General features: G+C 47.1%; 19 protein-coding genes and 1 tRNA gene. 16 read left to right on the top strand and 4 right to left on the bottom strand.

What is annotated here, in order from left to right:
• The first annotated feature begins 157 nt into the window (after window positions 1–157).
• From FXY30_RS05185 to FXY30_RS05160, 6 genes are all read left to right on the top strand, one after another.
• A complete protein-coding gene (locus tag FXY30_RS05185; protein WP_071705617.1) occupies window positions 158–2,257 on the top strand; it encodes a polyribonucleotide nucleotidyltransferase in 2,100 nt (699 codons plus the stop codon).
• 143 nt (window positions 2,258–2,400) lie between these two features.
• The gene (locus tag FXY30_RS05180) at window positions 2,401–4,770 is read left to right on the top strand and encodes a DNA translocase FtsK (protein ID WP_232009045.1); all 2,370 of its coding nucleotides are present in this window, start codon (window positions 2,401–2,403) and stop codon (window positions 4,768–4,770) included.
• Window positions 4,754–5,299, top strand: a complete 546-nt coding sequence (gene pgsA / locus FXY30_RS05175) for a CDP-diacylglycerol--glycerol-3-phosphate 3-phosphatidyltransferase (RefSeq protein WP_071705616.1) — start codon at window positions 4,754–4,756, stop codon at window positions 5,297–5,299. The genes FXY30_RS05180 and pgsA overlap by 17 nt, the downstream gene beginning before the upstream one ends.
• A gap of 15 nt (window positions 5,300–5,314) precedes the next feature.
• Window positions 5,315–6,421, top strand: coding sequence for a recombinase RecA (gene recA / locus FXY30_RS05170; protein ID WP_071705615.1), 1,107 nt, complete (start codon window positions 5,315–5,317; stop codon window positions 6,419–6,421).
• A gap of 40 nt (window positions 6,422–6,461) precedes the next feature.
• Window positions 6,462–8,006 (top strand): ribonuclease Y, encoded by a 1,545-nt coding sequence (gene rny / locus FXY30_RS05165; RefSeq protein ID WP_071705614.1) that lies wholly within the window; start codon window positions 6,462–6,464, stop codon window positions 8,004–8,006.
• A gap of 221 nt (window positions 8,007–8,227) precedes the next feature.
• Complete coding sequence (locus tag FXY30_RS05160; protein ID WP_071705613.1) at window positions 8,228–9,142, top strand: AEC family transporter; 915 nt, start codon at window positions 8,228–8,230, stop codon at window positions 9,140–9,142.
• On the opposite strand, the gene FXY30_RS05155 is transcribed toward FXY30_RS05160, so the two are convergent.
• The 3 genes from FXY30_RS05155 to FXY30_RS05145 form a co-directional block, all read right to left on the bottom strand.
• Window positions 9,132–9,485, bottom strand: coding sequence for a hypothetical protein (locus FXY30_RS05155; protein WP_147659383.1), 354 nt, complete (start codon window positions 9,483–9,485; stop codon window positions 9,132–9,134). The genes FXY30_RS05160 and FXY30_RS05155 overlap by 11 nt on opposite strands.
• A 29-nt stretch (window positions 9,486–9,514) precedes the next feature.
• Window positions 9,515–12,268: a YfhO family protein gene (locus FXY30_RS05150; RefSeq protein ID WP_071705611.1), complete on the bottom strand. Its 2,754-nt coding sequence runs from the start codon at window positions 12,266–12,268 to the stop codon at window positions 9,515–9,517.
• 67 nt (window positions 12,269–12,335) lie between these two features.
• The gene (locus FXY30_RS05145) at window positions 12,336–14,024 is read right to left on the bottom strand and encodes a glutamine--tRNA ligase/YqeY domain fusion protein (protein WP_071705610.1); all 1,689 of its coding nucleotides are present in this window, start codon (window positions 14,022–14,024) and stop codon (window positions 12,336–12,338) included.
• A gap of 407 nt (window positions 14,025–14,431) precedes the next feature.
• Between FXY30_RS05145 and FXY30_RS05140 the strand changes: the two genes are divergently transcribed.
• The 4 genes from FXY30_RS05140 to FXY30_RS05125 all read left to right on the top strand — a co-directional run bounded on the left by FXY30_RS05140 (window position 14,432) and on the right by FXY30_RS05125 (window position 19,549).
• Window positions 14,432–15,658 (top strand): arginine deiminase, encoded by a 1,227-nt coding sequence (locus FXY30_RS05140; RefSeq protein WP_071705609.1) that lies wholly within the window; start codon window positions 14,432–14,434, stop codon window positions 15,656–15,658.
• A gap of 96 nt (window positions 15,659–15,754) precedes the next feature.
• Complete coding sequence (gene arcC / locus FXY30_RS05135; RefSeq protein ID WP_071705608.1) at window positions 15,755–16,693, top strand: carbamate kinase; 939 nt, start codon at window positions 15,755–15,757, stop codon at window positions 16,691–16,693.
• A gap of 52 nt (window positions 16,694–16,745) precedes the next feature.
• Entirely contained in the window at window positions 16,746–18,293 is a 1,548-nt protein-coding gene (locus FXY30_RS05130) for a YfcC family protein (RefSeq protein WP_083428221.1), read from the top strand.
• A gap of 140 nt (window positions 18,294–18,433) precedes the next feature.
• On the top strand, window positions 18,434–19,549 hold the full coding sequence (locus tag FXY30_RS05125) for an alanyl-tRNA editing protein (RefSeq protein WP_071705607.1): 1,116 nt from the start codon (window positions 18,434–18,436) through the stop codon (window positions 19,547–19,549).
• Window positions 19,550–19,652: 103 nt separating this feature from the next.
• On the opposite strand, the gene FXY30_RS05120 is transcribed toward FXY30_RS05125, so the two are convergent.
• Window positions 19,653–20,969, bottom strand: a complete 1,317-nt coding sequence (locus tag FXY30_RS05120; RefSeq protein WP_071705606.1) for a helix-turn-helix domain-containing protein — start codon at window positions 20,967–20,969, stop codon at window positions 19,653–19,655.
• A 117-nt stretch (window positions 20,970–21,086) separates the two neighbouring features.
• On the opposite strand from FXY30_RS05120, the gene FXY30_RS05115 reads away from it, so the two are divergent.
• The 6 genes from FXY30_RS05115 to FXY30_RS05090 all read left to right on the top strand — a co-directional run bounded on the left by FXY30_RS05115 (window position 21,087) and on the right by FXY30_RS05090 (window position 26,376).
• A tRNA-Arg gene (locus FXY30_RS05115) sits at window positions 21,087–21,160 on the top strand.
• Window positions 21,161–21,402: 242 nt separating this feature from the next.
• Window positions 21,403–22,269, top strand: coding sequence for an isocitrate lyase/PEP mutase family protein (locus tag FXY30_RS05110; RefSeq protein ID WP_071705605.1), 867 nt, complete (start codon window positions 21,403–21,405; stop codon window positions 22,267–22,269).
• Between the two features lie 49 nt (window positions 22,270–22,318).
• Window positions 22,319–23,656 (top strand): sodium/glutamate symporter, encoded by a 1,338-nt coding sequence (locus FXY30_RS05105; RefSeq protein WP_071705604.1) that lies wholly within the window; start codon window positions 22,319–22,321, stop codon window positions 23,654–23,656.
• A gap of 24 nt (window positions 23,657–23,680) precedes the next feature.
• A complete protein-coding gene (locus FXY30_RS05100; protein WP_071705603.1) occupies window positions 23,681–24,517 on the top strand; it encodes a carbon-nitrogen hydrolase family protein in 837 nt (278 codons plus the stop codon).
• 46 nt (window positions 24,518–24,563) lie between these two features.
• Complete coding sequence (locus tag FXY30_RS05095; RefSeq protein ID WP_071705602.1) at window positions 24,564–25,418, top strand: DMT family transporter; 855 nt, start codon at window positions 24,564–24,566, stop codon at window positions 25,416–25,418.
• The gene (locus FXY30_RS05090) at window positions 25,411–26,376 is read left to right on the top strand and encodes a LysR family transcriptional regulator (RefSeq protein WP_071705601.1); all 966 of its coding nucleotides are present in this window, start codon (window positions 25,411–25,413) and stop codon (window positions 26,374–26,376) included. Before FXY30_RS05095 ends, FXY30_RS05090 begins: the two co-directional genes overlap by 8 nt.
• Window positions 26,377–26,432 lie beyond the last annotated feature (56 nt).

The raw sequence follows: 26,432 nt of genomic DNA, 5'->3' as shown, positions 1-26,432 counted from the left end.
CAAAGTTGCAAGGCGTGCAAGAAAAACAGAAAAATTTTTCATCCGGAAATTCGCGTCCTTTCGCGCAATTTGATATACTAAACAAGTCTATGAAAAACCCGAACGACCTCGTCGCAGACGAAGGGTGAGTGTTCATCTAAACTAAGAGGAGGAAAGAATGAGAGAATTCGATTACCGTTCTGAGGTAACGAACAACGCCTTTCATGTCACCATTGGTAAGGTGGCGGAACAGGCAAACGGAGAATGTATCCTGCGTGCCGGTGACAGCATCGTATTAACGACAGCCGTTATGAACCGCAATGTGCGCGAAGGACAGGACTTTTTCCCGCTGACTTGTGAATATCAAGAAAAACTGTATGCGGTCGGTCGCATTCCCGGCGGCTATATTAAGCGCGAAGGGCGCGGATCCATGGAAGCGACGCTCAATGCTCGTCAAATGGATCGTCCGATTCGTCCGCTGTTTCCGGAAGGCTTCAAAAACGATGTGCAAGTAATCGCTACGGTTCTGTCGGTTTCCCCGGATGATCCACCGGAAATTTTAGCCATGAACGGTTCTTCCTTAGCCTTGTCCCTTTCCGATATTCCATTTGACGGGCCAACCGGCGCCGTGATTGTAGGTTATGTGAATGGCGAATACATTATCAATCCGAGTGAAGAACAAATGGAACATTCCGAACTGAATTTAACCGTTTCGGGTACGGAAGAAGCCATTATGATGGTGGAAGCCGGCGCGAACGAGCTTTCCGAAGAACAGATGCTCGGCGCCATTCTTTACGGTCATAAAGAAATTCAGTCGATTTGTCGCTTCTTCAAGAAAATCGCTGCAGAAGAAGGAAAGCCAAAATTTGAGTTTGTCAAACATGAACCGGATGCGCAGCTTCGCGAACGTGTTGAAGCGTTCTCCAAAGAGCGCCTGATTCAGGCTTTGCGTTCCGACAACAAGACCATTCGCGAAGACGGCATTGCAGAGATCAAAAAAGAAACCTTTGAGCTTTTTGAAGCCGCCGATGCGGATATTTTCCCGAGCATTCGTAATGACATTGACGCGATTATGGAAGAAACGGTACGAAACGAGGTTCGCCGTCTCATCACAGAAGATAAGGTGCGCGCCGATGGACGTGCCATGGATGAAATTCGTCCGTTGAGCGCGGAATGTGGTCTGCTTCCGCGCGCACACGGTTCCGGTCTCTTCAAGCGCGGCCAGACGCAGGTGCTTTCCGTGGTCACCTTAGGCGGCCCGCGTGATGTGCTATACATTGACGGCTTGCATCAAGAGGAAGTCGTAAAGAGTTATTTCCATCAGTACAATTTCCCGCCGTTCAGCGTGGGGGACACCAAGCCGCTGCGTTCGCCCGGACGTCGTGAGATTGGTCATGGCTATTTAGCGGAACGCGCGCTTCTGCCTGTGCTTCCCGATTCCACGACCTTCCCGTATACCATTCGCGTGGTCTCCGAGGTTCTCAGTTCCAATGGCTCTAGCTCGCAGGCTTCGATCTGCGGCTCCACGCTTTCCTTGATGGATGCAGGTGTGCCCATTAAAAAGCCGGTAGCGGGTATTGCCATGGGCCTGATTAAAGAGGGCGAAAACATGTCCATTCTGACCGACATTCAGGGTCTCGAGGATCATCTGGGCGATATGGACTTTAAGGTGGCCGGTACAAAAGACGGTATCACTGCATTACAGATGGATATCAAAATCGAAGGAATCGATAAGGAAGTCATGGAAATCGCGCTGGCGCAGGCAAAGAAAGCACGTGCGGAAATTTTGACGGTTCTTACCGATTGTATTGCCGAGCCGCGCAAGGAACTGTCGAAATATGCGCCGCGCATTTTGGCTTTGGATATTGATCCCGAGAAGATTCGGGAAGTCATAGGCAAGGGCGGCAAGACCATTAACGGCATTGTGGAGGCTACCGGTGCCGTAATTGATACCGAGGATGACGGCCATATCACGATTACCGCGCCCGACGGGGAAAGCGGGGAGAAAGCAAAACAGATGATTCTGGATATTATTCGTGACGTGGAAGTGGGCGACGTGTATGAAGGCACGGTCGCACGCATTATGAAGTTTGGCGCCTTTGTGGACTTAGGCGGCAATAAAGAAGGAATGATCCATATTTCCAAGCTTGCGCATGAACGTGTGGAGAAGGTAGAGGATGTTGTGGAGGTTGGCGACAAAGTGAAAGTAAAGGTCATTGAAATTGATGATAAGGGTCGCATCAATCTTTCTCGCAAAGCCCTTCTTCCTCGTCAATGAGAACCTGCGCGAAAGCATAAAACCGTAAAGGACATTCCGTACGAAAATAGAGACGGCGCCGACACAGATGGTACACTTTCTGTAGTTGGCGCCGTTTTTTGCGGCCGACGATATGGTATACTGTTTGTTGGCGAGGAGGCGGCATGGCAAAGACAAATCGACGCAGAAACAGGGTGACAAAAGATCAAAAGGCACAATACTTTTTGGTTGCCTGCTTTATTTCCCTCATTATTTGTGCAGCGACCATTTATTTTCGTGAGCAAACGGGTTGGTTTGGCAAGGTGGTCGGAGGAGGCTTCTACAAGCTCTTCGGTGTGACCGTGTTTGCCGTCCCGCCGATTCTTTTTCTGTTTCTGCTCTCTGCAGTTTCCGGGAATTTGCACGGTAAATTACTTCGCACACTGCTGTTTGTCGTTGCCATTTTTACTTGTGTGGCGATGCTTATCAGCGTTCGAGATCTTCCTATGGCTACCGGAGAGACGACCGTATCGCTTTCCGCAGAACGGGGAGACCTTCTTCGTGGCGCGGGTATTTTCGGCGGCTTGTTCAGTTTCTTGTTTCGACACATCATGGGAGAAATTGGAATCTGGCTGCTCTTTGTCTTCGTACTGTTTTTTTTCGCATTACACCTGTTTAACGTAAAAATGGTTGAGTTTTTTACGATACTCAGCGCCTGGTTGCGAAATGGATGGGACAAAGCGAAAGCCGTACTCGTCTCTTGGCATGAAGCGGCAAATCAGCGTCGCCAACATAAAAATGCGCTACGCGCACAAAAAGCGGAAGAAGGATTGCACGACTCGTATGACGCTTTCGAGCAACAGGAAAATCGATTTGAGACAGAGAAAGAGGAATTGCCTTCGACGACGTATGTTCCAAGGCCCTATCAAGATGAAACAGACGAAGACATGCCTCTTCGTGATGAATCAAAGATTGAATGTTCCGCGCTAATGGAGAGCACCGATTCTGCTGCGCCTGATGCAGCGCCACAACAAAAGAGGAAAGAAACTGCGCTTGGGGCAACTGCGGAGGAGCAGTTCAGTATGGAAAATTATGGCCTATCCATGGATGAAGACGGACACCAAGCCTATATCACGCCACCAATGGAATTGCTGAAATCCGGTAAAAAAAGCGGTGGCACACGGGAAGCGGATCTTGAGCAGCGCGCCAGAAAAATTGAATCCACATTGGCTTCGTTCGGTATTGATGCCAAGGTGGTATCCATTCAGCGCGGCCCGACGGTGACGCAGTTTGAATTGAAACCGCAGGCGGGAATCAAAGTTAGCCGCATCACCAACCTGGCAGATGATTTAGCTCTTGCGTTGGCAGCGCAGGACATACGTATCGAGGCGCCTATTCCGGGCAAGCCTTATGTCGGTATTGAAGTGCCGAATCGCGTAGCGGATACCGTCTCGCTGCGCGACCTTCTGCAATGCAGTGCGTTTTTGCAGGAGAGGGACGGCATTCCCATTGCGCTCGGGCAAAGCATTGACGGGGATCCGGTGATTGCGAAGATTGCCAAAATGCCTCATTTGCTCATCGCCGGTGCCACGGGCTCCGGAAAATCAGTATGCATTAATACGATCATTATGAGCATCCTGTATAAGTATTCGCCTTCGGAAGTACGCCTGATCCTCATCGATCCAAAGGTGGTTGAGCTTTCCGTGTATAACGAAATTCCGCACCTGATGATTCCGGTAGTTACGGATCCGAAAAAAGCGGCGAAAGCGTTATATACACTCGTAAAAGAGATGGAACGACGCTTTAAGCTTTTCTCACAGTTTTCCGTTCGAGATATTGCCGGATACCGTGAGCAGCAGAAGGTGGATGACTCCATGGAAAATCTGCCCTATATTGTGCTCATTATTGACGAGCTTTCCGATCTCATGATGGTGGCGTCCAAGGATGTCGAAGCACATATTACGCGCTTAGCCCAGATGGCACGAGCCTGTGGAATTCACCTGATCATTGCGACGCAGCGCCCGTCTGTGGATGTCATTACCGGAACCATTAAGGCGAATATTCCGTCGCGCATTTCCTTCGCTGTCTCATCTTCGGTGGATTCGCGTACCATATTGGATCAAAGCGGTGCCGAGAAGTTGCTGGGAAAAGGCGACATGCTGTACTATCCCGCACACTTCCCAAAGCCCAAGCGGGTGCAGGGGGCCTTCGTTTCCGATGCGGAGGTATCGCAAGTAACACACTTCCTTACCGATCAGCATGACGTCTGTTACGATAAAGCGTTAATCGCCTCCATCGAAAAGTCCGCGGATGTGGTACAGGAGGGAGAGGATTCTCCGAAGGATGCGCTAATGGAGGAAGTGCTGGAATTTATCAGTCACGAGGAAACCACGTCCATCAGCGGCTTGCAAAGGCGTTTTCGCATAGGATATGCTCGCGCCGGACGCATCATTGATGATCTGGAGGCAATGGGAGCGATTTCGCCGCAGGACGGCTCAAAACCGCGTGAAGTCTATATTCATGACGAGGAGGATGACGATGAATCTGCCCAATAAGTTAACCATGCTTCGAATGGGTTTAATTCCCTTTTTTGTGGCATCCTATCTGCTGTTGGATGCGACGAGTCCCATTCCCGGCTGGATATTCATGGCGGCATCCATAACCGATTATTGGGACGGCTATATCGCTCGTCGAGATCATCTGGTGACGACATTCGGTAAATTTATGGATCCTTTAGCGGATAAAGTGCTGACCCTTACCGCCTTTATTCTTCTCGTCGGAAAAGGGCGGATTGCGTCCTGGATTGTGGTTGTTATCGTCGCTCGAGAACTCATGATTACCGGATTTCGTACGGTGGCGGCCTCCAACGGCGTGACCATTGCCGCATCCAAATGGGGAAAATACAAGACGACGTTTCAGATGATTGCCATCATCGTTCTGCTGATGGAACACAGTTGGCTTTCCATAGTTCATCAAACGTTTCTGCCGGATCTTTTCGTATGGCTCGCGTTGGCTTTTACCATTATTTCCGGAGTGGACTATCTGTTAAAAAATCACCAAGTATTGGATTTGAACAACATCTAACATAGAGGAGGCATTATGGCCATTGCAAATATGAAACAGGAAGACAAAGAAAAAGCGCTGAAAATGGCGTTCAACAAGATAGAAAAGCAATTCGGTAAAGGCGCCATCATGAAATTAGGCGAACAACCGGTACAGGAAATTGACGCCATTCCGACGGGAGCCATCAATCTGGATTTGGCGCTGGGTGTTGGGGGATTGCCGCGTGGTCGTGTAGTGGAGATTTACGGCCCTGAAAGCTCCGGAAAAACAACTCTTGCGTTGGAGACCATTGCCGAAGCACAAAAGCTGGGAGGCATTGCTGCCTTTATCGATGCGGAACACGCATTGGATGTCGGCTATGCCCGTCGTCTGGGCGTGGATACGGATAATTTGGTTCTGTCGCAGCCGGATGATGGCGAGTCCGCATTGGAAATCTTAGAGAGCTTGGTGCGCTCCAATGCTGTGGACATTGTGGTACTGGACTCTGTTGCCGCTTTGGTTCCGCGTGCGGAAATAGAAGGAGAGATGGGGGACAGCCATGTCGGCCTTCTTGCACGACTCATGAGTCAGGCGCTTCGCAAGCTGACTCCGGTTGTTTCCAAATCCAATACAACCGTTGTCTTCCTAAATCAAATTCGTCAGAAGATTGGCGTGATGTATGGAAATCCTGAGGTGACCACCGGCGGAGTAGCATTAAAATTTTACTCCACCATTCGCCTGGACATCCGCCGAGGTGAACAGATTAAAGATGGCGAAAATGTCATCGGCAACCGTACGCGCGTAAAAGTGGTTAAAAATAAGGTCGCTCCTCCATTCAAACGAGTGGAGTTTGATATTATGTATGGGACGGGCATATCCAAGATTGGAACGCTTCTCGATACCGCATTAGATTTTGGTATTGTGGAACGCGCCGGCGCATGGTATAGCTACGACGGCGAACGTCTCGGTCAGGGGAGAGAAAACGCGAAGACTTTTATTGCGGAAAATCTGGACCTGCATAAAAAATTGGAGAAAGAGTTACGTGACACTCTCCATGAACAGGCTCAACGGGAACAGGAAAGCGATGGCCTTGCGAGCGACAGACAGAGCAATGCCGCAAATAGCGCTCTTCCTCAAGAAAATGAAACATTCACGTTGGACTAACTGAGAATGGGTAAGGAAAATTTAAAGGAAAGGAGGTACCATGGATAACATTATTATTCCAATTATCGCGTTTCTTGCCGCTGCGTTGATTTTTTTCTTCCTCGGTAATGCGTATCGCGCAAAACAAAATCAAGAAAAAATCGGTTCTGCAAAAACATTAGCCGAAAAAATTCTGGATGATGCCAATCGCGATGCAGAGACAGCTAAAAAAGAAGCTCTGCTGGAAGCGAAAGACGAGATTCATCGTTGGCGCGAAGAACAGGAAAATCAATTCGCGCACCGTCAAAATGAATTAAAGGACACGGAACGTCGCTTGAACAAGCGAGAAGATCTGCTGGATGAAAAATCTGTGCAGATTGAAAACGATGAGAAAAAATTAGCGAAGGATCAGGAACGTCTGAAGGGAAAAGAACAGCGTGCTGACCAGCTCATGGCACAGCGCCAAAAAGAACTGGAACGCATTGCAGATCTTCGACCGGAAGAAGCACGCGAAATGGTGTTGGAAATGACACGTGAAGATGTCGTGCATGAGCGCGCACAAATTTTGCGTGAAGAAGAAGCCAAAACCAAGGATGAAGCGGAAAGTCGAGCGCGAGAAATCATTACGCGTACCGTGCAACGCTACGCGTCTGATTATGTTGCAGAAAGCACTGTAACGGTCGTCTCTTTGCCGAATGATGAAATGAAAGGACGCATCATCGGCCGTGAGGGACGCAACATTCGTGCTTTTGAACAGCTTACGGGTGTCGATCTCATTATTGATGATACCCCGCAGGCGGTTGTGCTTTCCTGTTTTGATCCGGTGCGAAGAGAAAAGGCGCGTGTTGCGCTTGAAAAGCTCATCGTTGACGGCCGAATTCATCCGACCCGCATTGAAGAGTTATATCAGAAGGCGGAGCAGGAAGTGGAACATGCCATTCGTGAAGCGGGCGAGCTTGCCGTTGACGAGGTGGGTATTCGCAATATTCATCCTGAGATTGTTAAGACACTCGGCAAACTCAAATATCGCACGTCCTATGGCCAGAATGCACTCGGACACACAATTGAGGTGGCGCAGCTTGCCGGCATGCTGGCGATGGAGCTTGGCGCCAATGTTAAAATTGCCAAGCGCGGTGCGCTGTTGCACGATGTGGGCAAAGCGATTGATCATGAGATTGAGCTGCCACACGTGGAGCTGGGCGTTCGTTTAGCGAAAAAATATCACGAAAGCAAAGAAGTCATTCATTGCATCGAAGCGCATCACAATGACGTGGAGCCGACAACATTAGAGGCCTTCATTGTCAAGGCATCCGATGCTCTCTCTGCTGCGCGACCCGGTGCACGCCGTGAATCGACGGAAAACTACATTAAGCGTTTGGAAGACCTGGAGGCGATTGCGAATTCCTTCCCGGGCATCGAGCAATCCTATGCGATTCAGGCCGGACGTGAAATTCGTATTGCGGTTAAGCCTGAAGTAGTAACAGAAGATCAGATGGTGGTTCTGGCACACGATGTCGCCAAGAAAATTGAAGGCGAGCTCGAGTATCCCGGACAGATCAAGGTCAATATCGTTCGCGAAACACGTGCGAGCGATGTGGCTAAGTAGTATCTTTTAATTTGCAAAAGTAAGAGAACTCCTCAGAAGCACGAATGCGTTTCTGAGGAGTTCTTGCGTTTTCATAAGGTGGGGAATCCGATATCCAAGCGTTTCCTATATCTCCGATAGCGGCCTTTTGCATTTTGCATAAAAGTTGTTAGAATGAGTAAGAGAACACGCTTCGTACGATGCTGATCTTCTATCGGCATCAGGTGTTGAAAGGAACAAGAATGGGTGAATTTATTCAACAATTTTTGGTATTCGCCTTCTTGGCAGGATTCGGCTTTCTACTTGTGCGTCGCGGTTCCTTATCCTCCGAAACAACAAACGAGATGAGTCATATTCTCATTTTTTATTTTCTTCCACTTTTGCTGTTTCACTCCTTTTTGCGTCCCTTTGATGCGCAAGAAGCGATCGCACTGGTAAAAATTATGATATTTACTATCTCCGTCCAAGTGATTTATATTTTTCTGTCGCGTCTCTTATTTGGTGTAGAAAAGCCACTTGATCGCTTTGCGGTGATTTTTAACAATAAAGCCTTTGTCGGGGTAGCTATTGCCGGCGCCTTCTTCGGACCGCGCTCCATTTTTTATATTGCTCCCTCCGCTGTCATATCCAATTTGTTTATTATTCTCTATGGATCCCGCTTGTTGGATAAGAATGCAAAACCGGCCATCGAAGCGATAAAAGCCATATATAAGCACCCAATGTTTTTGTCTTTTTTCTTTGGATGGGTTGTCTATTTATCGCAGATTCCGATTCCTACTTTTATTTTGAAGCCCATTTCCGCTCTCGTAAGCATTAATTCCACGCTAGCCATGATCATTCTGGGAGCTTTCATTGCACAGAAGCCATTGTCCGGTTTATTCAAAAATAAAAGAGTCTGGTTGGTGGCTGCTGTGCGATTACTTCTTTTTCCACTCGTTCCCATTCTACTGTTTGTACTTTTCCCCTTTGGTTCGTGGGAATTGCGCATGGTGACCATTGTGGCTTGGAGCTGCCCTTCCGCTATTAATCTGGCGTTACAGGCAAAAATATATGGTTACGACACCTACTATGCATCACAGATCATCGTCGTAACTAGCATTGGTTGCGCATTCACCATTCCCATCATCATGTGGATTGCTGAGCAAGTTATCCACTGAAGGGATCCGATTCGTGCTGCGTCTCTTCGTCTTGCAACGTCTCTTCTTTTGTGGAGACGTTTTTTTGTGCAATATATTGATGTAGCTCGGCTTTATACTGCTTTTTGCTCCAGGATCGATCGGTCTTATGCACCGTTTGTTGACAGTGCCCGCAGAACGTAGGGAAGGGAAACATGCGTCTTCCCAAATGATGATGACAATGCGGACAACGCCAATAGCGATAGTCTAAACAGGCGGCCATCGCTAAGAAAAGAATGGAAAAAAAGAGGGGGATCCAAGGATGGATCCCTTGCAGCGGGATGCAGGCAATGAGAAAAAGGATAGCTCCTGTGATTCTTGCCACAAGATTCATCCAACGAAGAGAGCGAAGGGTCATGATGCTCTTTGCTCCGTATTGCTCTGGTAGGAAGAGCGTTTTTTTGTTCGCGTGCTTCGAACGATGCCGAACAGAAAAACAACGCCTCCCACGGTGAGACAAAGCCCGGGCAAAAGAAGTGGAACATGAAAGGTCATCTCCAGCGAATGTTCTCCGGGGGAAACGGGGATGGCCGTCAGTGCATTCAGAACCCGTACAGTTTTCACAGCTTCTCCATCAAGCTTTGCTTTCCATCCCTCATCATAGGGAAGAGAAAGAAGGAGATAGGAAGTATCCTTATCCGCCTGGAAGGTACCGGAGAAAGCCGTGGAAGAAAAATGCGTCAGCTTTAAACCGTTTTGGCGCTGATACTCCACCGCACGACGTAACGCTTCCTCGTTCAAGGTGAAAAGTGCCATGTGGTTGATCGAAAAGCGTTCTTTTTTGTTATGCATCTGAATGGATAATTTCTGCGTTTTAGCTCCATCCTTTGCGCCGGAGATATTAAGGATTTGCGATGTGGTGACTTCACCGGATCGTTTATTGCCGATCTGTTCGTCGTCCAAATACACAAAGGAATTTGAGGAATTGAGTGTTTCGGAAATCGTGACGTAAGCGGAACGGTTTCCCTGCGTTTGAATGGAATAGTTCAGCCGAGCGATTTCCTCTTTATCCGATGAAACGCGAAGATAGGTTTTCATCTCTCCGCCGCCCGATTCTTGTCGAAGATTCTCCAGTGTGGGAGCCGGAAGCGTTACATGCTCAAAGTAGTTGATTTCTTCTCCATCCCGTCCGTCGAGCATATTGGCGATATGGTCCTGAAAATCCATGGGATTCATTCTTCCCGCATCAAGGGAAGCCACTTCTTTTTCCGCCAGCATACCAAATGGCATACACCACGGATTTTCATATACATCAATGTAGCGATACTGCGCAACAGGAGTCATGTCCCGGACATCCGGACGATGCGACTTCGATTGAAAACAACCGACGCCCTCCTTCATCACGCCTTCTACGTCCGCCTGATACTTTCCGTCCAAATAGTAACGAATGCCGAACAAAGCATCCGTGAGCTTCGTTGCATTGCCTCCGGCCGTAGAGGCGCGTCCGCGCGAAAAGCCGAGGCTGGAAAGCAACTCAATCGTGTTATATTCATACGTGGAATTAAAATGCGTTAAGCCGCTATAATTAAAACGCATACCATCATTGTTATCGTGCATAAAAGTTTTCTCGATGCGATAAAAATCATTGTCCGGCGGAAGAATCGGGGAGAGTGCCTCCTGCATCTGTTGATCATAAAAAGCAAATTCGGTATAGGTTTCATAGGAAAAGCACGCTGTATAGACCGCAGAATTAATCGTTAGATCCAAAAAAGTAAACAGCAACAAAAGAAAAGAGGCCATCTGCAGGGTGTGCTTTTCCTTGCTCCATTGTTGAAAAAGAATCAGCAGCAAAACGATCAAAACAAAGGTCGCTATCAGATGAAAAATAGTGAGGAAGGAGTATGCGTCTTGGTTCTGTACTTTTTGAATTCCAAGATAGAGCAATAGCACCGCATAGAACACGAAAACAAGTCCCGTTTGAACGATGGAGACCCGTTTCATACGTCGAAAGCCACGAAACGCAATCAGCAGTGTAAAAAAGCTGAAAACCCAAGAAAAGCGATAGTTATACCAGATGGGATATTGCATGCCATGCCAGAAGATGTTCAGCTTCTTCATGTTCATCGAAAGCAGCAGGAAAAGCACCAACAAAAGAGAACAGAAGCGTTCCCGTTTCGTGATGCGTGGATTGGCAAAATAAAACAGGGTCAATATGGAAGGAACCAATCCGACATAAATGTTCGCGTATCCATTGGATACCTGATCATAATCAAAGGCAGCAGGGATCAAGCGCGAAAGTGGGTCGAGCGGGGGATACCGTAAAGAAAGATCCGCAACGACATTTTCCTGATACGGCCCCTTGCTCAGCAAAAGGGTGTATAAGTTCGGAAAAAGAAGCCACGCCGTTAAGGTTCCTGCAATAAAGGAGAACAGCAAGAAGCGCAAGAACTGGATAATGCACTGCTTAGTTTTGAAAAAGAACGAGCCGCGCAGGGCAGACGTGCGACGCACAATGGTCCAAACGGCATAAAGCACCAAAAAGATACATAGCATATAGGCCATGTAAAAATTGATAATGACGGAAAGTGCTAGTGACAGAATATAGGGAACCGGGCTTTTCCCATCCAACATTCGCTCCAAAAAAAGGATGACGAGCGGAGTCATATACAGTAGATCCAACCACATCACATTCAAAAGATTGGCCATGGTAAAAGACATCAGCGCATAGCAGCTCGAAAAAAGCAGTGTGCGCCAATCATCGCCATGCTCCCTTTTTATCAACAGAAGGGAAAAGGTGAGCGCCGAAAAACAGACCTTGAGCAGTTGAATCGCTTCGACGGCCAAGGGAAGCTGTGAGGAGGAAAAAAGCAAAAAAAGGAAATTGAACGGACTGCACAGGTAATACGCATCTGTTGCGCTCATGATCCCGCCGGGTCCCTTCGTAAAGTTAAAGAGCAGTCCGCCGGGATCGGTCGTCAAACGCCGAAAGGCCTCAAAAAATCCAACATACTGATTACGCAGATCGACCGCCAATGTTGTGTGATCCCCGAAAGGAAAGATGCCGGAGTATATAAAGGCCGGCGTTAAAAGGAGGAGCGGAAGAAGAAAGCTCAGCAGAACAAGAAAAATCGTATTCTTTTTCCGTGGCACATGCTTTTTTTGCGCCAATAGGACTCCTCGTTTGTCGCGGTGTATCAGCATACGGTAGGATGACATGATTCCTCCATTCGGATTTTTAGTGTTGCGTCGGTTCGCTTTCCGGGTTAAAACTGTCACGAAGCGTTACGACGCGATTGTAAATATGCTTTTCCGGCGTCGAATAATGGCGATCCTCGCAGAAATACCCTTTACGCATAAACTGATAGCGAATGGAATCCTCATGCTTTTCGGCAAGCCATGGTTCCACAACGGCATTCGAAAGGATCGTGAGCGATTCCGGATTCAACAGCTCTTGGTAATCCGCATCTTCACCATCCGGATTCTCCACCGTAAAGAGACGATCGTAAAGACGTACTTCCGCCGTGACGCCTTCGTTCACCGGCACCCAGTGAATGGTACCGCGAATTTTCCGGCCATCCGGTGCCGTGCCACCAAAGGATTCCGGATCATAGGTGGCATGGACCACTTTCACATTGCCGTTTTCATCCAACTCATAATCCGTTGCCTTGACGATATACGCGTTTTGGAGGCGCACTTCATTGCCGGGGAAGAGACGATAGTACTTCTTCGGTGGCTGAATCATAAAATCTTCGCGTTCGATCCAGATCTTCTTACCGAAGGGAATGGTGTGTGTTCCCATGGACGGATCCTTGGGATGATTGGCGATGGTGCAGATATCCGTCTTATCCTCCGGATAATTATCGATGACAAGCATAATAGGATCTAATACCGCCATCGCACGCGGAGCATGTTCATTGAGATCTTCTCGTACACAATAATCAAGGAAGCGAGCATCCACCATGCTGTCGGTCTTCGTCATGCCGATGCGCTCACAGAAATTACGGATGCTTTGCGGAGTAAAGCCGCGCCGACGCAAGCCCTGAATGGTCGGTAGACGCGGATCGTCCCATCCGTCAACCAACCCTTTCTCCACCAAAGTGCGTAATTTTCGCTTGCTCATAACGGTATGCGTAAGATTGAGACGCGCAAATTCGATTTGCCGCGGTTTATGGGGCATATCCGTGTTGCCTACGACCCAATCATAGAGCGGACGATGATTCTCAAACTCCAAGGAACAGAGGGAATGCGTGATGCCTTCGATGGCATCCTCGATGGGGTGGGCAAAGTCGTACATGGGATAAATGCACCATTTATCTCCTTGGCGATGGTGATGCTGATGCGCAATTCGGTAGATAACGGGATCGCGCATATTGATATTGCCGGACGCAAGATCAATTTTTGCGCGCAGCGTTTTTTCACCGTCTGCAAACGCCCCATCACGCATGCGTTGGAAAAGATCGAGATTTTCGTCCACGCTACGATCTCGCCAGGGGCTTGGTTTTCCGGGTTCGGTAAGCGTGCCGCGATAGGCGCGCATTTCCTCAGCGGAAAGATCATCCACATAGGCCAGTCCTTTTTTAATGAGGACAATGGCCGCTTCGAACATACGTTCAAAGTAATCGGACGCGAAGTAGAAGCGATCGCCCCAGTCAAAGCCGAGCCAGTGAATATCTTCCTGAATGGATTCGACAAATACGGTATCTTCTTTAACCGGATTGGTATCATCCATACGCAAATTGCATATGCCGCCGTATTTCAATGCAGTACCGAAATCCATATTGATCGCTTTCGCATGACCGATATGTAAAAATCCGTTCGGCTCCGGTGGAAAGCGGGTGACGATCTGTTGTCCGTAAACACGTCCGCCGGGTGCAGATTCTTCCTCAATAATTTGATGTATAAAGTTGGTAGTCTCCCAGTTCATGATGCCCTCCTTACGTGTTGCGATGCAATTATTATAGCATTAAATGACAAGGGCCTTGCACGTAGTCTCAGTTTGTTCTGTGTCTGATTCCTTTCCATGGACAAAAGGAAAACGGTTTGCCTGCGATTAAAGGCTCTTCAGGTAAAAATAACAAGGAAAAAGAAGGGTACCATATGTCGTATCATATAAAACGATTCTGAAAAATCGAAATTCGGTCAAATTCTTATTCTACAGGCATGCTTTTCCACGTTTTTACAATGAAACCCACGCTACTTGTCTTTACTTTTTTTCTTGTGGGCAATATACTAAATCTGGTTTTACGGGTGTACCCGTAGAGCAGAAAATCGTTTTTTTACAACGTAGAAGAAGATCTTTTACGAGATCAACAAGGAAAAGAAAGGAATGCTATGAAACCCATTCAAGTTACAAGTGAGATTCAGCCCCTTAGGAAGGTCCTGGTCCATCGTCCGGGCGAAGAACTGAAATACCTTACACCGGATACGCTCGCGGAATTGCTCTTCGACGATATTCCGGATTTAGTAAAAGCGCAAAAAGAACATGATGCGTTCACCGACATCCTTCGCAAAGAAGGCGTGGAGGTAGTTTACCTTGAAGATTTAATGGCGGAAACCCTGGATGCAAACGAGGGCCTTCGCGAGAAATTTATCGATGAATACTTGGATGATGCCGGTATCTATACCGAAACCTATCATAAGATTCTCAAAAACTTCTTTGCCGGTATCAAAGACACCAAAGAGTTTGTCATGAAGACTATGGCTGGTGTTTCCTTCAAAGAATTGGGCGACATCGAAACCAACTTCCTGATTGACGAATTGGAACATCCTTACCTTCTCGTCAATCCGATGCCGAACCTCTACTTCACGCGCGATCCGTTCGCCTCGGTTGGCAACGGTGCTGTGATTAATAAAATGTTTTCCGTAACCCGCAACCGTGAGACCATCTATGCGGATTACATCTTCAAATATCATCCGGAATACAAGGGACAGGTCAAAGACCTCTACGGACGTCACAATCACTTCCACATTGAGGGCGGAGACGTCTTCAACGTAGATGAAAAAACACTGTTCGTTGGTATTTCTCAGCGTACGACGGCCGACGCCATCCAGAAATTGGCCATGAACCTCTTCTTCGAAACGGAAGGCAATAAGATCGAGCGCATCTTCGCATTCAATATTCCGGTATCCCGTGCATTCATGCACCTTGACACCGTCTTCACGATGATCGATCACGATGCTTTTACGTATCATCCGGGCATCACCGCAACACTGCGCGTGTTCGAACTGACGAAAGACGAAGCAAAACATGACGTCAAAATCGAAGAACACAAGGGTTCTTTGGGTGAGATCCTGGCCGGCATCTTGGGTATTGAAAAAGTTCGTCTGTTCCCGTGCGGCGGTGGCGATGACATGGCTGCTGAGCGTGAACAGTGGACCGATGGTTCCAACACCTTGACGCTTTCCCCGGGCAAGATCGTCGTTTACAAGCGCAACTTCGAGACGAATAAATCCTTGAAGGAAGCCGGATTTGAAGTCATCGAGCTCGACGCAGACAACCTGACGGTCGGTCGTGGCGGCCCGCGCTGCATGTCCATGCCGTTGATTCGTGAAAACTAATAGAATGTAAGAGTAATCCATCCGTAAACCGGTACACCTCGAGGCGTACCGGTTTACGGCTTGATGGATTTGCTATCCAATATTGAAGGAGAATATATGACTAAAAAACGGATTGTGGTTGCTTTAGGCGGCAACGCACTGGGCAACACGCCGAGCGAACAGCTTGAACTGGTGAAACAGACGGCAAAGACCATTGTCGATCTCGCCGAAAGCTGCGATGTCATTATCGGACACGGCAACGGCCCCCAAGTGGGCATGATCAACAATGCGATGTCGTTTTCGGCGGAACACGGCGGCAATACGCCTATTATGCCTTTCCCGGAATGTGGTGCGATGAGCCAGGGCTACATCGGCTATCATTTGATGCAATCCATTCAGGCGGAATTGGCTGCGCGCAAGATGAGCGATCGTAAAGTTGCCTGTGTTGTTACACAGGTTGTCGTTGATGAAAAGGATCCGGCGTTCCAAAAGCCGAGCAAGCCGATTGGCAGTTTCATGGATAAAGAAACGGCGGATAAGCTGGCTGCAGAAACGGGTTATACGTTTGTCGAAGATGCCGGCCGCGGATATCGTCGCGTGGTAGCCAGCCCGCTTCCAAAAAAAATTGTCGAATTGGGAGTTGTCAAACAGCTTGTTGATCTGGGCGATATCGTCATTACAGTCGGTGGCGGTGGTATTCCGGTGGTAGAAGAGCAGGGCGCCTATCGTGGCGTACCGGCGGTTATTGATAAAGATCGTTCCTCTTCTCGCTTAGCGCTCGATATTGATGCGGACATGCTCGTTATTCTTACCGCAGTCGATCAAGTTGCGGTAAACTTTAATAAACCGGATCAAAAAGCGATCGACTCGATGAACGTCGAGCAGGCGAAAGAGTACATTGCGCAGGGACAATTTGCTCCGGGATCCATGCTTCCGAAAATTGAGGCATGCTTGGATTACGTCCAACAACGTGAAGGCGGCAAGGCGCTGATCACGTCTCTCGCGAAAGCAAAAGATGCATTGGAAGGAAAGACGGGCACGGTTATTACACGATAGTCCGTCAACAACCGAACCTCGGTTCGGAAGAAAGAATTGAAAGGAGTTTGTTATGGCTGAAATGAATACCCAGCCGAATGCCGAGACGATGCCCGCAAAAAAGAAACGTCATTCTCTATCGGCCTTTACCATCCTTGTCATTATTCTTGCCGTTCTTTGTGTAATTTCGGTTTTCTTGAACGGCGCACAGATCAGCGATTCCATTATCAACTCGCTGGATCCCGATAAATATGGGGAATTATTGGATACCGTGAAAGGCGGCGAGCATGTTCAGGTCGTTGCTGCCCAACTAAAAGACTTCGTGATGGCCATCCCGAACGGCTTTACCGATGCTTCCGACCTCTTGATGTTCATCGTTGCCCTCGGTGGCTTCCTGAATGTCGTCATGAAAACCGGTGCTCTGGAAGCGGGTGTCAATGCCCTGGTTCACAAGATGCATGGCAAAGAAGAAATTCTTATCGTCGTCCTGATGTTCCTGTTCTCCTTGGGTGGAACCACCTACGGTATGGCGGAGGAAACGATCGGTTTCTATGCCTTTATTACATCGGCCATGGTTATCGCCGGGTTTGACTCGATTGTGGCGCTCGCTACGGTTCTAGTCGGTTCTGCTGCCGGTTGCTTGGGCTCGACGATCAACCCGTTTGCTACAGGCGTTGCCATTGGCGGATTGAATGCGATCGGCATTGAGCCGAACAGCGGTTTGATCTACCTCATCGGTGCCATCCTCTGGCTGGCGGTCATCGCGATTGCCATCGCCTTTACGCTTCGATATGCGAAGAAGGTGAAGAAGGATAAAGGATCGACGATTCTTTCCCTGCAGGAGCAGGAAACCATGCGTGAACACTTCGGCGAAGAAGATCCGAATGCGAAAATCGAATTCACTGGTCGTCATAAGGCTATCCTTTGCGTCTTCGCATTGATGTTCGTCGTGATGATTGCCTCCCTGATTTCGTATCAGGATCTCAACTTCGGTGGTGACGAAGATGCTTACCTAGCCGCTTTCGGCTGGAGCGATTTCTTAACTGGTAAGCCGCTCGGCTGGTGGTACTTCTTGGAACTGGCTGCTTGGTTTATCATTGGTTCCATCGTTATCGCTCTTATTGGTGGCTACAGTGAGCACAGCTACATCGAGACGTTCATTGATGGCTCGAAAGACCTTCTTTCCGTCGGTATCATTATCGCGGTTTCCCGTGGTATCACCGTTGTTATGGGCAAGACACACATGGACTTCTGGATACTCGATCAGTGCACCCGCATGCTGCAAGGCGTTCCGGGCGCGGTCTTTGTTCCGCTGTCCCTCGTGGTCTACATCCTGTTGAGCTTCTTGGTTCCGTCGACTTCCGGTCTTGCCGGTTTGTCCATCCCGGTTATGGGCGGCCTCGCTGCACAACTTGGATTTAACCCGAACATCATGGTCAATATCTTCACCGCTGGTTCCGGTGTCGTCAATATGGCAACCCCGACCTCTGGTGTTGTTATGGGTGGTGTCGCCGCGGCACGTGTCGAGTATGCAACCTACCTCAAGTGGGTCTTCAAGCTGCTCATCATCATTGCTGTGGCTTGCGCGATCATTCTGACCGTAGCGGAAATGATTTTCTAACGAAGAACAAAATACGAACAGAGCTGAGGGAACCTTGCCATCCCTTAGCGAAGGGGGGAGACTTCGGTCTCCCTCTTTTCTTTTGTATAAAAAGGGGTATGTAATAGGAGAAGATCATTGGGAAACGATAGGGGGTTAAGATGACCGGACACTATGACGATTTTTGGCGCTTGACGACAGACACCAAAATTGCCCAAGAAAAAGACGGCGCCTATACTTTTGAAGATACCGTTTTTTGGGGCGAAAAGGGAGGCATGCCCGGTGATACAGGAACCATCAATGGCCTTCCGGTGACCGACCTATTTTGGGAAGATGGCGAGCTTTGGCATTGCGTAGATGGAAAATTAATGGATCCCATCCACATGGAAGTGGACGAGGATACCCGCCTAACGAATACCGCCGCACAAAGTGCTCTTCATCTCTTTGACGGATATTTTCACCGCCAGGGACACATTATGATTGCTGTTGGTGTGCATGAAGGCAATCAGTGGTTTGAAGTGGACCGGGGCGAATTCACGGAAGAAGAAATGGCCGATATGCAGGCATATATCAATCAGGCCATTCGCGATGCCGTACCGCTTTCGCTGGAATATGTGAAGGGGGAAGAGTATCCGGATCCGGACTATCAGCAGTTTGACACCGTTCGTGTCGTTCGTTACGGCGATTTAGATGAGCAGCCCTGCGGAACACCGCATCTGCACAATACCGTAGAGATCGGAAGTTTTGTTTTATTGGAACAGGAGAAAACAACGCGTGGTGTTCGCGTACATGTTGTGATCGGGCCGGCAGTGGGCCGCGCTTTAAAAGAAAAGTATGATCTTTTACGTACGTTAGAACGCAAGCTCAAGGTAAGCGAAAAAGAACTTGTCGAACGTGTCTCGGCAATGCTTGACAATGAACGGCAGCAGAAAGATCACATCAAGGAGCTGGAAGAAGCTCTCGCTGCAGCGAAAGCCAAAACACTCGCCGCATCTTCCGATTTAGTGATTTGCCTTCCCGCATCCGATGCCGCCATGCTGCGAAACATCGGACAAAAACTGGTTTCCGAAGAGAAATGTTCCAAAATACTATTGGCAGAAAAACAGGGCGGTTGTGCCTTGGTATTTGTCTCTGTCGAAGGAAAAGCGCGCGATTGGCTCGCTTTGGTTAAGGATGCCGGACAAGTGCGCGGCGGTGGTTCCCCGCAGCTGGTCAACGGCCAGTCGGCTCTGTCGGCAGAAGAGCTGGCAAAGATAGTAAGAGAGACACTGGAATAGTTTTTTTTGTATGGGGTTGCGTGATCGATGTCCCCACTCTATAAAATACGGTGCAGCCATAGACTGCACCGTATTTTTATAAAGAAAGAGCAACGATTCTGTTTCATTCTCCCATTTCCACGCTACCATCTGCCTGCTGAAAATGAACCCGTTTTCGAAAATCGGTGGGGGAGGTGTCGAAGGTTTTGCGGAAGTAACGGTAGAAGGTTTTGAGGGTTTTAAACCCGACGATCATAGCAATTTCCGTGACAGGCAATTCAGAACGCAAAAGCAGCTCGGAAGCGCGATTAATACGTAACGAGGCAATGAATTCTGTAGCGGATCGCTCCACATAGTAAAGCGTGATGCGGTTGAGCTCCACAAGCGAAAGCTGATGCTTTTCGGCGATCGCCTGCGGCGTGAGCAAAGGATTTTGATAGTTATTCAAAATGTCATTCACCACTTCCAGCGCAGAGGAGGATTCCGAAGCCTTCAGATGCGTTTTGCGCTCAATGGCAGATGTGAAATTGGTGCAAAATTCATTGGGCGTCATGTCCTCCATAGCTTCGAAGGAATGTACAAGATGCGCTGCATCATTCATGCCCACGAGCTTAGCAATCTCCTGGAGACTGAAATCGGTATAGGTTAATAGGTCCATCGCTTTGTAAATGCGCATCGATGTGATGAGCTCCTGGAAGGTATAGCCCAGTGTCTCTTTCAGGCGTTTCGAAATGGTGGATTGGCTGACAAAGAATATCTTGTTCAGCCGTTCCAACGTAATTTTTTCTTGCAAATGGCTATAAAGAAAGTTCAAGAGATCACCGATAAAAAATGAGGAATCGCTTGCATTGGCAGGTTTTACCACGTAGGATGCTTTCTTTCTCTCGTCAGCATCTTCCAAAGCACGAACAAAGAGCACAAGAAGCTCAATAATCAACGATACCGTATACATTTCGCTGAACATCTCTTTCGGACGCTTGTCCTGCTGATCGGAAAACACACTTTCTACACCGACTTCGTTTCGCAGCCGTTCAATTGCGCTATGAATCCTTCGCGCTTCTTCCTTATTCGCATGAATAACCGGATGTTGCCGCATGCGATGCCAGAGTGCAAAAAACTGTTTGTTCGGATTATAGTCGGAGCGTAGATAGAGGTTAATGAAATTCAAATTATAAATGATCCGCTCATACGTAACCGGTTTTTCAATAGCGGTAATCTGTGTCACATCCCAGGGGAGAATTGCGATCATCGTTCCCGGCATCATGCTGTAATCTTTGCCGTTAATACGAATTGTCGCCTTTCCTTCCGTGACATAGAGAAAACGGCTCATACTGTGAATGAGCATCATCGTCGTTTCGTGATTGGTTTCCTGATCATAGCTTGCGATACGGTCGGGTTCGAGCAACGACGTGAATTTGGATTGAATGATACTGATACTCATAGCCTCTCCTGTAAACGGTATCTGTGCAGGTTTATCTTTCCTATAGTATACGAGTTTTATGCGATTCCTTCAAAAATTTGTATTTCCGAAACATGTATGCTATCATGCAATAGACGGGTGCCATTAGCTCAGCTGGATAGAGCGTCTGGCTACGGACCAGAAGGCCTGGGGTTCGAATCCTCAATGGCACGTCATCGAGTCGCAACGCGTGTTGCGGCTCTTTTTTAATGGTTTAGAATTTGTTTCATACTTTATAGGACAAATCGTTTTCCTTTCTAAAAGGAGTTGACAATCATCCTTTTTATTTTGAAAAATCGGATAGCAATAGCCAATTGGTTATGAAGAGATATCACGATTCGAATTGACAGGAAATAGCACTTTAGAAATAATCAAGTTAAATGTACTAAAGGAACAAAAAAAGGAGGAGTACTTTATGGTAAATATTCAGGCAAAAAAGTTTCGAAAACTGCTTTCGGAAAACGAATTCCTAACACTTCCCGGTGTATATGATTGCTTGTCGGCAAAGATAGCCGAAGAGTCGAAATTTCCTGCACTTTTTCTTTCCGGTGGAGCATTGGCTTATAGCCGTATTGGTAGACCGGATATTGGTTTTTTAAGCTTAGCTGACTTTGCCGATGCAATTACGCATATTACGAGCACCGTTACAATTCCACTTGTCGCCGATGCGGATGCCGGATTCGGTAACGCGATTCATGCAGCCAACACAGGAAAAATGTATGAACAGCTCGGATGCGCCGGTTTGCAAATTGACGATAAGGTTCTGCCTGCGCTTCGTCCGGATAAGGACGAAATTTTAGATTGGGATTTTGTTGCACCGAAAATCAAAGCAATTCGCGCAGCAGTTAGTGAAGAATTTGTTTTGATTTATCGCACATGCGCAAACCTTTATGGATATGGAATCGATGAATCCATTTCTCGTATTAACGCGGCAAAAGAAGCGGGAGCAGATTATGCCTACGTAGATGGGATTAAGTCCATGGAAGAGTTGAAACGTGTAGCAAAGGAAGCAAAGATTCCGTTGATGGTAAACTTAAACGAAAAAGGCTATGTAGGAGGAAATGTTCCGCCAAAAGATGTTGCCGCGCTTGGTTTCAGCATCGGTTTATTTCCCATTTCTTCTATGTTGGCGGCTTCTGAAGCGATGTTTGAGGTTTTAGGGGAATTGGCTCAATCCGGATCGACATTGGCCGTTCGCAATCGAATGACTGATCCACCTACAAAGGTGCATGCGATGATGGGACAGTTTTCTTTGGTTGAGGAATTTATACCGTACTATTAATAAGTAAATTATTTCCGGTGATTTATTCTCAAATAGAAAGGACAGAATTATGACAATGACACAAGTGCTGAAGGACTTTGCCTATTTAAGCGTGTTGCTGTTGATTGGCTTTGAGATGCGCAGGCGAATAACTTTTCTGCAACGTTTCTTTATTCCTACTTCATTGATTGCAGGATTTTTAGGCATGTTACTGAGTAAGAGCTGGCTTGGACAGGTTGCTCCGGTCTTTATTCCTTTCAGTGAGGGAATTGGACAATGGGCGGGTGCTTTGGTTGTATTTATCTGCGCGACTATGTTCTTAGGAATTAAGCTGGACTCCATAGGACGTGACGGAATGGCGACGACGTTCCTCGCCGGTGCTGCACACCAAGCGCAGATGATTCTTGGCTTGGGCATTACCGCTATTTTCTGTTTATTTATGAAGGATCTGCCTTATCAGTTCGGCTACATGGGAGTATGGGGATTCTATGCTGGGCATGGTAATGCAACAACCGTCGGAACGATTATTCAAGAAGCAGGATTCTGGGATGATGCCTTAGGTGTTGGCGTAACGTTTGCCACTATCGGCATATTAACCGGCGTGATTGCAGGAATGATTCTGATCAACCTTGGTGCAAAAAAAGGCCTTACGCATGTAAAAATGTCCTTTGATGAAATGCCGAAAGAACAAAAAACCGGTTATGTAGAACCGGCAGATCGGCGTTCGCTCGGAAACGGTGTAACAAACGCTTCTTCTCTTGATCCGTTAGCCTTTTCTTTAGCAATTGTTGGAGCTGTCATAGTTGTCGGGGTTATTATTCGTGAACTTCTTATCCAGATTCATCCGATCATGAAGCGTTTTCCGTTAGTTGGGGCTGTGCTTCTTTCCAGTATGATTATAGGCGGAGTGATTAGTAAAACGAAATTTAATAACTACATTGATCGTAAAACAATGAGTCGTATTACCGGGGCGGCGTTGGAGTATATGATTACTGCAGCTATTGCCACAACCTCCATGCATATATTCATTGCCTATGGCATACCGCTTTTGGTAGTGTCTTTGGCTATGGGGCTGGGAAATTATCTGATCTGTGTCAAACTCGGTCGTCGTTGGCTACAACATGACCAGTTTGAAACCGGCGTAGGACTTTTCGGAATGGCTTGCGGTGTTTTAGCGACAGGTCTTATGCTGATCAAGGTAATGGATCCGGATTCGGATACAGCAGCTTCTTCCTGTATTTCCACCTCCAGCACATTGGGCTATGCATGGCAAATTCCTTATATGGTTGTTGGATCCCTGGCAATCTTTACAGCGCCGATGATTACCACGGTAGTTTCGGTATTATTATTCCTCTTTTTCCTTATTGGCGGCCATTTGCTGTTTGGGCGCAAGAAGAAAAAAGCGTGAGTAAACAATTAAAAGGAGTAAACGATGACAAATAAATTTATTGCCGCAGCAATTCAAATGGATTCCCAGAAAAATGTTGACGAAAATCTGCATGTAGCGGAAGCCTTTATACGTGAAGCAGCTGGACGCGGAGCAAAGCTGATTACTATGCCGGAAAATATGAATTATTGTGGCCCGGACAGTGTCGGACATGCAGAAGAGGTGCCGGGGGGACGGACATTTCAGTTGATGTCTTCTTTAGCAAAAGAACTTTCCGTCTGGTTACATTGCGGAAGCATCTATGAAATCAATAAAGAAGACAATCGACCTTACAACTCAACTATGATTATTAATCCGAATGGTGAGTTTGTGGCAAAATACCATAAGATTCATCCCTTTGATATTGTCATCCCTGGTGGAGTAGAGAACAGGGAGTCGGATCGCATTTCACCGGGCAATCACATTGTTACCGTTGATACCAAGGACTGTGGTGTTTTAGGTTTATCGATTTGCTACGATATGCGTTTTTCTGAGTTATATCGTATTATGGCTCTTGAGGGAGCGCAGATTCTGATGATGCCTGCTGATTTCACCATGCCGACCGGTAAGGATCATTGGGAGTGCATTTTGCGTACAAGAGCGATCGAAAATGGCTGCTATGTTATCGCACCGGCTCAAATCGGCCAGAAACCGAAATTTGCCGCATATGGAAATACCTTGATTGTAGATCCATGGGGGAATGTAATTGCAAGGGCCTCTAATAAGCCTGGCGTGATTACCGCAGAAATTGACCTCGACTATATGGAAAAGGTTAGAAATCAACTTTTCAGCCTTCAGAATCGTCGACCGGATATTTATACATTAAAGCGTGCTTATGAGTAAAGTGTAAAGGGAAAGGCTTAAGCCTTTCCCTTTTAGGAAGTGTATCATGCAGCGTCAAAAATCTATTCTTCTGACTATCCTCGTTGCGTTCATCTGGAGTCTTTCCGGATTGTTTGTCAAAATGATCTCGTGGAATGCCATAGCGATTGCCTGTGGACGCAGCGCTGTGGCAGGGCTATTACTCTGGCCATTTGTACGAAAAAACAAAATACAATTGGACAGAGCTATTTTGGGCTATGCCATATGTTACTGCCTTTTCACCTATAGTTTTATCGGTTCTAACAAGCTGACGACCGCTGCAATGGCGATTATGATGCAATATTGTGCACCAATCTATGTTGCCCTCTTTTCATTTTTCTGGTGGAAAGAAAAATTGAGTCGTGCTGATTTTCTTTGCTTATTTGGCGTTATCATCGGGATGGCTCTCTTTTTTCTTGACCAGTTCGGCGGAGGAAGCGCACTGGGCAATCTGATCGCGGTTGGCAATGGAATATTTTTTGCCGGCATTTCTCTTTTTTTGCGTCAACAGAAAAACAATGATCCTATTGTCTGCGTTTTTATGGGCAACATGTTAACCGCTATAGTAGGCTTGCCTTTTCTTGTACAAGTACCTTTTACGTTTGGACTCGACTGGATGCTTGTTCTGCTCAACGGTATTTTTATTGCTTTGTCTTATGGTTTATATGCCTATGCAAGTAAAGGTTTGAGTGCGCTTGAAGCTGTATTGATTCCGATACTGGATCCGATTTTAACGCCGGTATGGGTTTTGTTGCTCATTGGAGAAAAACCAGGAATTAGCGCAATAATAGGTTCTGCCATTATCCTTACATCCATTACAATGAATGTGTGGTCTAAACGAACATCGAATCCCACACAGAAGGAGGTAGCCACTGGTGTTTGATCGTCGCTACTATACGTACGTTAAAGCTGTGGAAAAATCACAAAATTTTACCCGTGCGGCAGAACAACTTTATATTTCTCAACCCGCGCTAAGTCGATTTATTAAGCGCGTCGAAAATGAATTCGGAATTGTTCTTTTTGATCGGGATGCTATGCCTACAAAATTGACGAAGCAGGGAAAAATTTATCTATCATATATGGAAAAATTTTTAGCCATGGAAAAAGAAATGAAAAGCAAGCTGATCGGCCATGATCAGAATGAAACGGACGTTCTTTCGATCGCTACTATTCCATTATTGGGCGTATACGTTTTGCCTAAAGTCATCCCTTCCTTTGCCAACCAATATCCAACGGTTAATCTTGAAGTTTCTGAGGGACCGATTTTTGAATGTCTCGACATGATCCGAAAGAGAAAAGCGGATATTCTACTGACGAATATGATCCCGGAAGATCCGGATTTGGAACATATGGTATTGGCAGCAGATCCGATTATGCTCGTTGCGAGACAAAAAGAAGGATTCATGGATAATGAAGCCACGGACTTTTCTCCTTTTAATCCAGAAAAAATCGATTATTCACAATTAATAGATGAGCCCTTCATCGTATTACGCCCATGGCAGAACATTCGTCTTTTTGCCAATCAGTTTTTTTCCTATTATGGACTGAAACCGAAGGAATTGATTGAAGCACCAAGTTTGGCATCAGCATTAGGTCTTGTGGAGAGTGGAAAAGGTATAACCTTTCAAACCTTTTCTTCTCTGATGTCTTTGCAACCCTCTTCCAACTTACGGTATTTTTCCGCGGGACAATTAGAAAATGTAACTTCGATTCTTGCTGTGTATCATAAAGGGACAAAAAAACGATCGGTCGAGCATTTCTGCCAACGTGCAAAATTAGTATTAGCTGAAAAGTTCTCGATGAAGCAGATGAAAAGCCGTCGTTCCAGTGTGGTACAATAGATGCGTTACTGGTAGTGTTTCATTCTCTTTACGACGAAAGAGAAAAGCAAAGGAAA

The sequence above is a fragment of the Murdochiella vaginalis genome (assembly GCF_902381775.1).
GTDB classification, from domain to species: Bacteria; Bacillota; Clostridia; order Tissierellales; family Peptoniphilaceae; genus Murdochiella; species Murdochiella vaginalis.
The sequence above is the reverse complement of the archived record's forward strand: the minus strand, read 5'-3'. Positions and strand labels throughout refer to the sequence as shown.

Excerpts from the sequence above, each read along its gene's own strand:
- FXY30_RS05185 (WP_071705617.1), top strand. The coding sequence starts at position 158 with ATGAGAGAATTCGATTACCGTTCTGAGGTAACGAACAACGCCTTTCAT.
- FXY30_RS05180 (WP_232009045.1), top strand. The coding sequence starts at position 2,401 with ATGGCAAAGACAAATCGACGCAGAAACAGGGTGACAAAAGATCAAAAG.
- pgsA (WP_071705616.1), top strand. The coding sequence starts at position 4,754 with ATGAATCTGCCCAATAAGTTAACCATGCTTCGAATGGGTTTAATTCCC.
- recA (WP_071705615.1), top strand. The coding sequence starts at position 5,315 with ATGGCCATTGCAAATATGAAACAGGAAGACAAAGAAAAAGCGCTGAAA.
- rny (WP_071705614.1), top strand. The coding sequence starts at position 6,462 with ATGGATAACATTATTATTCCAATTATCGCGTTTCTTGCCGCTGCGTTG.
- FXY30_RS05160 (WP_071705613.1), top strand. The coding sequence starts at position 8,228 with ATGGGTGAATTTATTCAACAATTTTTGGTATTCGCCTTCTTGGCAGGA.
- FXY30_RS05145 (WP_071705610.1), bottom strand. The coding sequence starts at position 14,024 with ATGAACTGGGAGACTACCAACTTTATACATCAAATTATTGAGGAAGAA.
- FXY30_RS05140 (WP_071705609.1), top strand. The coding sequence starts at position 14,432 with ATGAAACCCATTCAAGTTACAAGTGAGATTCAGCCCCTTAGGAAGGTC.
- arcC (WP_071705608.1), top strand. The coding sequence starts at position 15,755 with ATGACTAAAAAACGGATTGTGGTTGCTTTAGGCGGCAACGCACTGGGC.
- FXY30_RS05130 (WP_083428221.1), top strand. The coding sequence starts at position 16,746 with ATGGCTGAAATGAATACCCAGCCGAATGCCGAGACGATGCCCGCAAAA.
- FXY30_RS05125 (WP_071705607.1), top strand. The coding sequence starts at position 18,434 with ATGACCGGACACTATGACGATTTTTGGCGCTTGACGACAGACACCAAA.
- FXY30_RS05120 (WP_071705606.1), bottom strand. The coding sequence starts at position 20,969 with ATGAGTATCAGTATCATTCAATCCAAATTCACGTCGTTGCTCGAACCC.
- FXY30_RS05110 (WP_071705605.1), top strand. The coding sequence starts at position 21,403 with ATGGTAAATATTCAGGCAAAAAAGTTTCGAAAACTGCTTTCGGAAAAC.
- FXY30_RS05105 (WP_071705604.1), top strand. The coding sequence starts at position 22,319 with ATGACAATGACACAAGTGCTGAAGGACTTTGCCTATTTAAGCGTGTTG.
- FXY30_RS05100 (WP_071705603.1), top strand. The coding sequence starts at position 23,681 with ATGACAAATAAATTTATTGCCGCAGCAATTCAAATGGATTCCCAGAAA.
- FXY30_RS05095 (WP_071705602.1), top strand. The coding sequence starts at position 24,564 with ATGCAGCGTCAAAAATCTATTCTTCTGACTATCCTCGTTGCGTTCATC.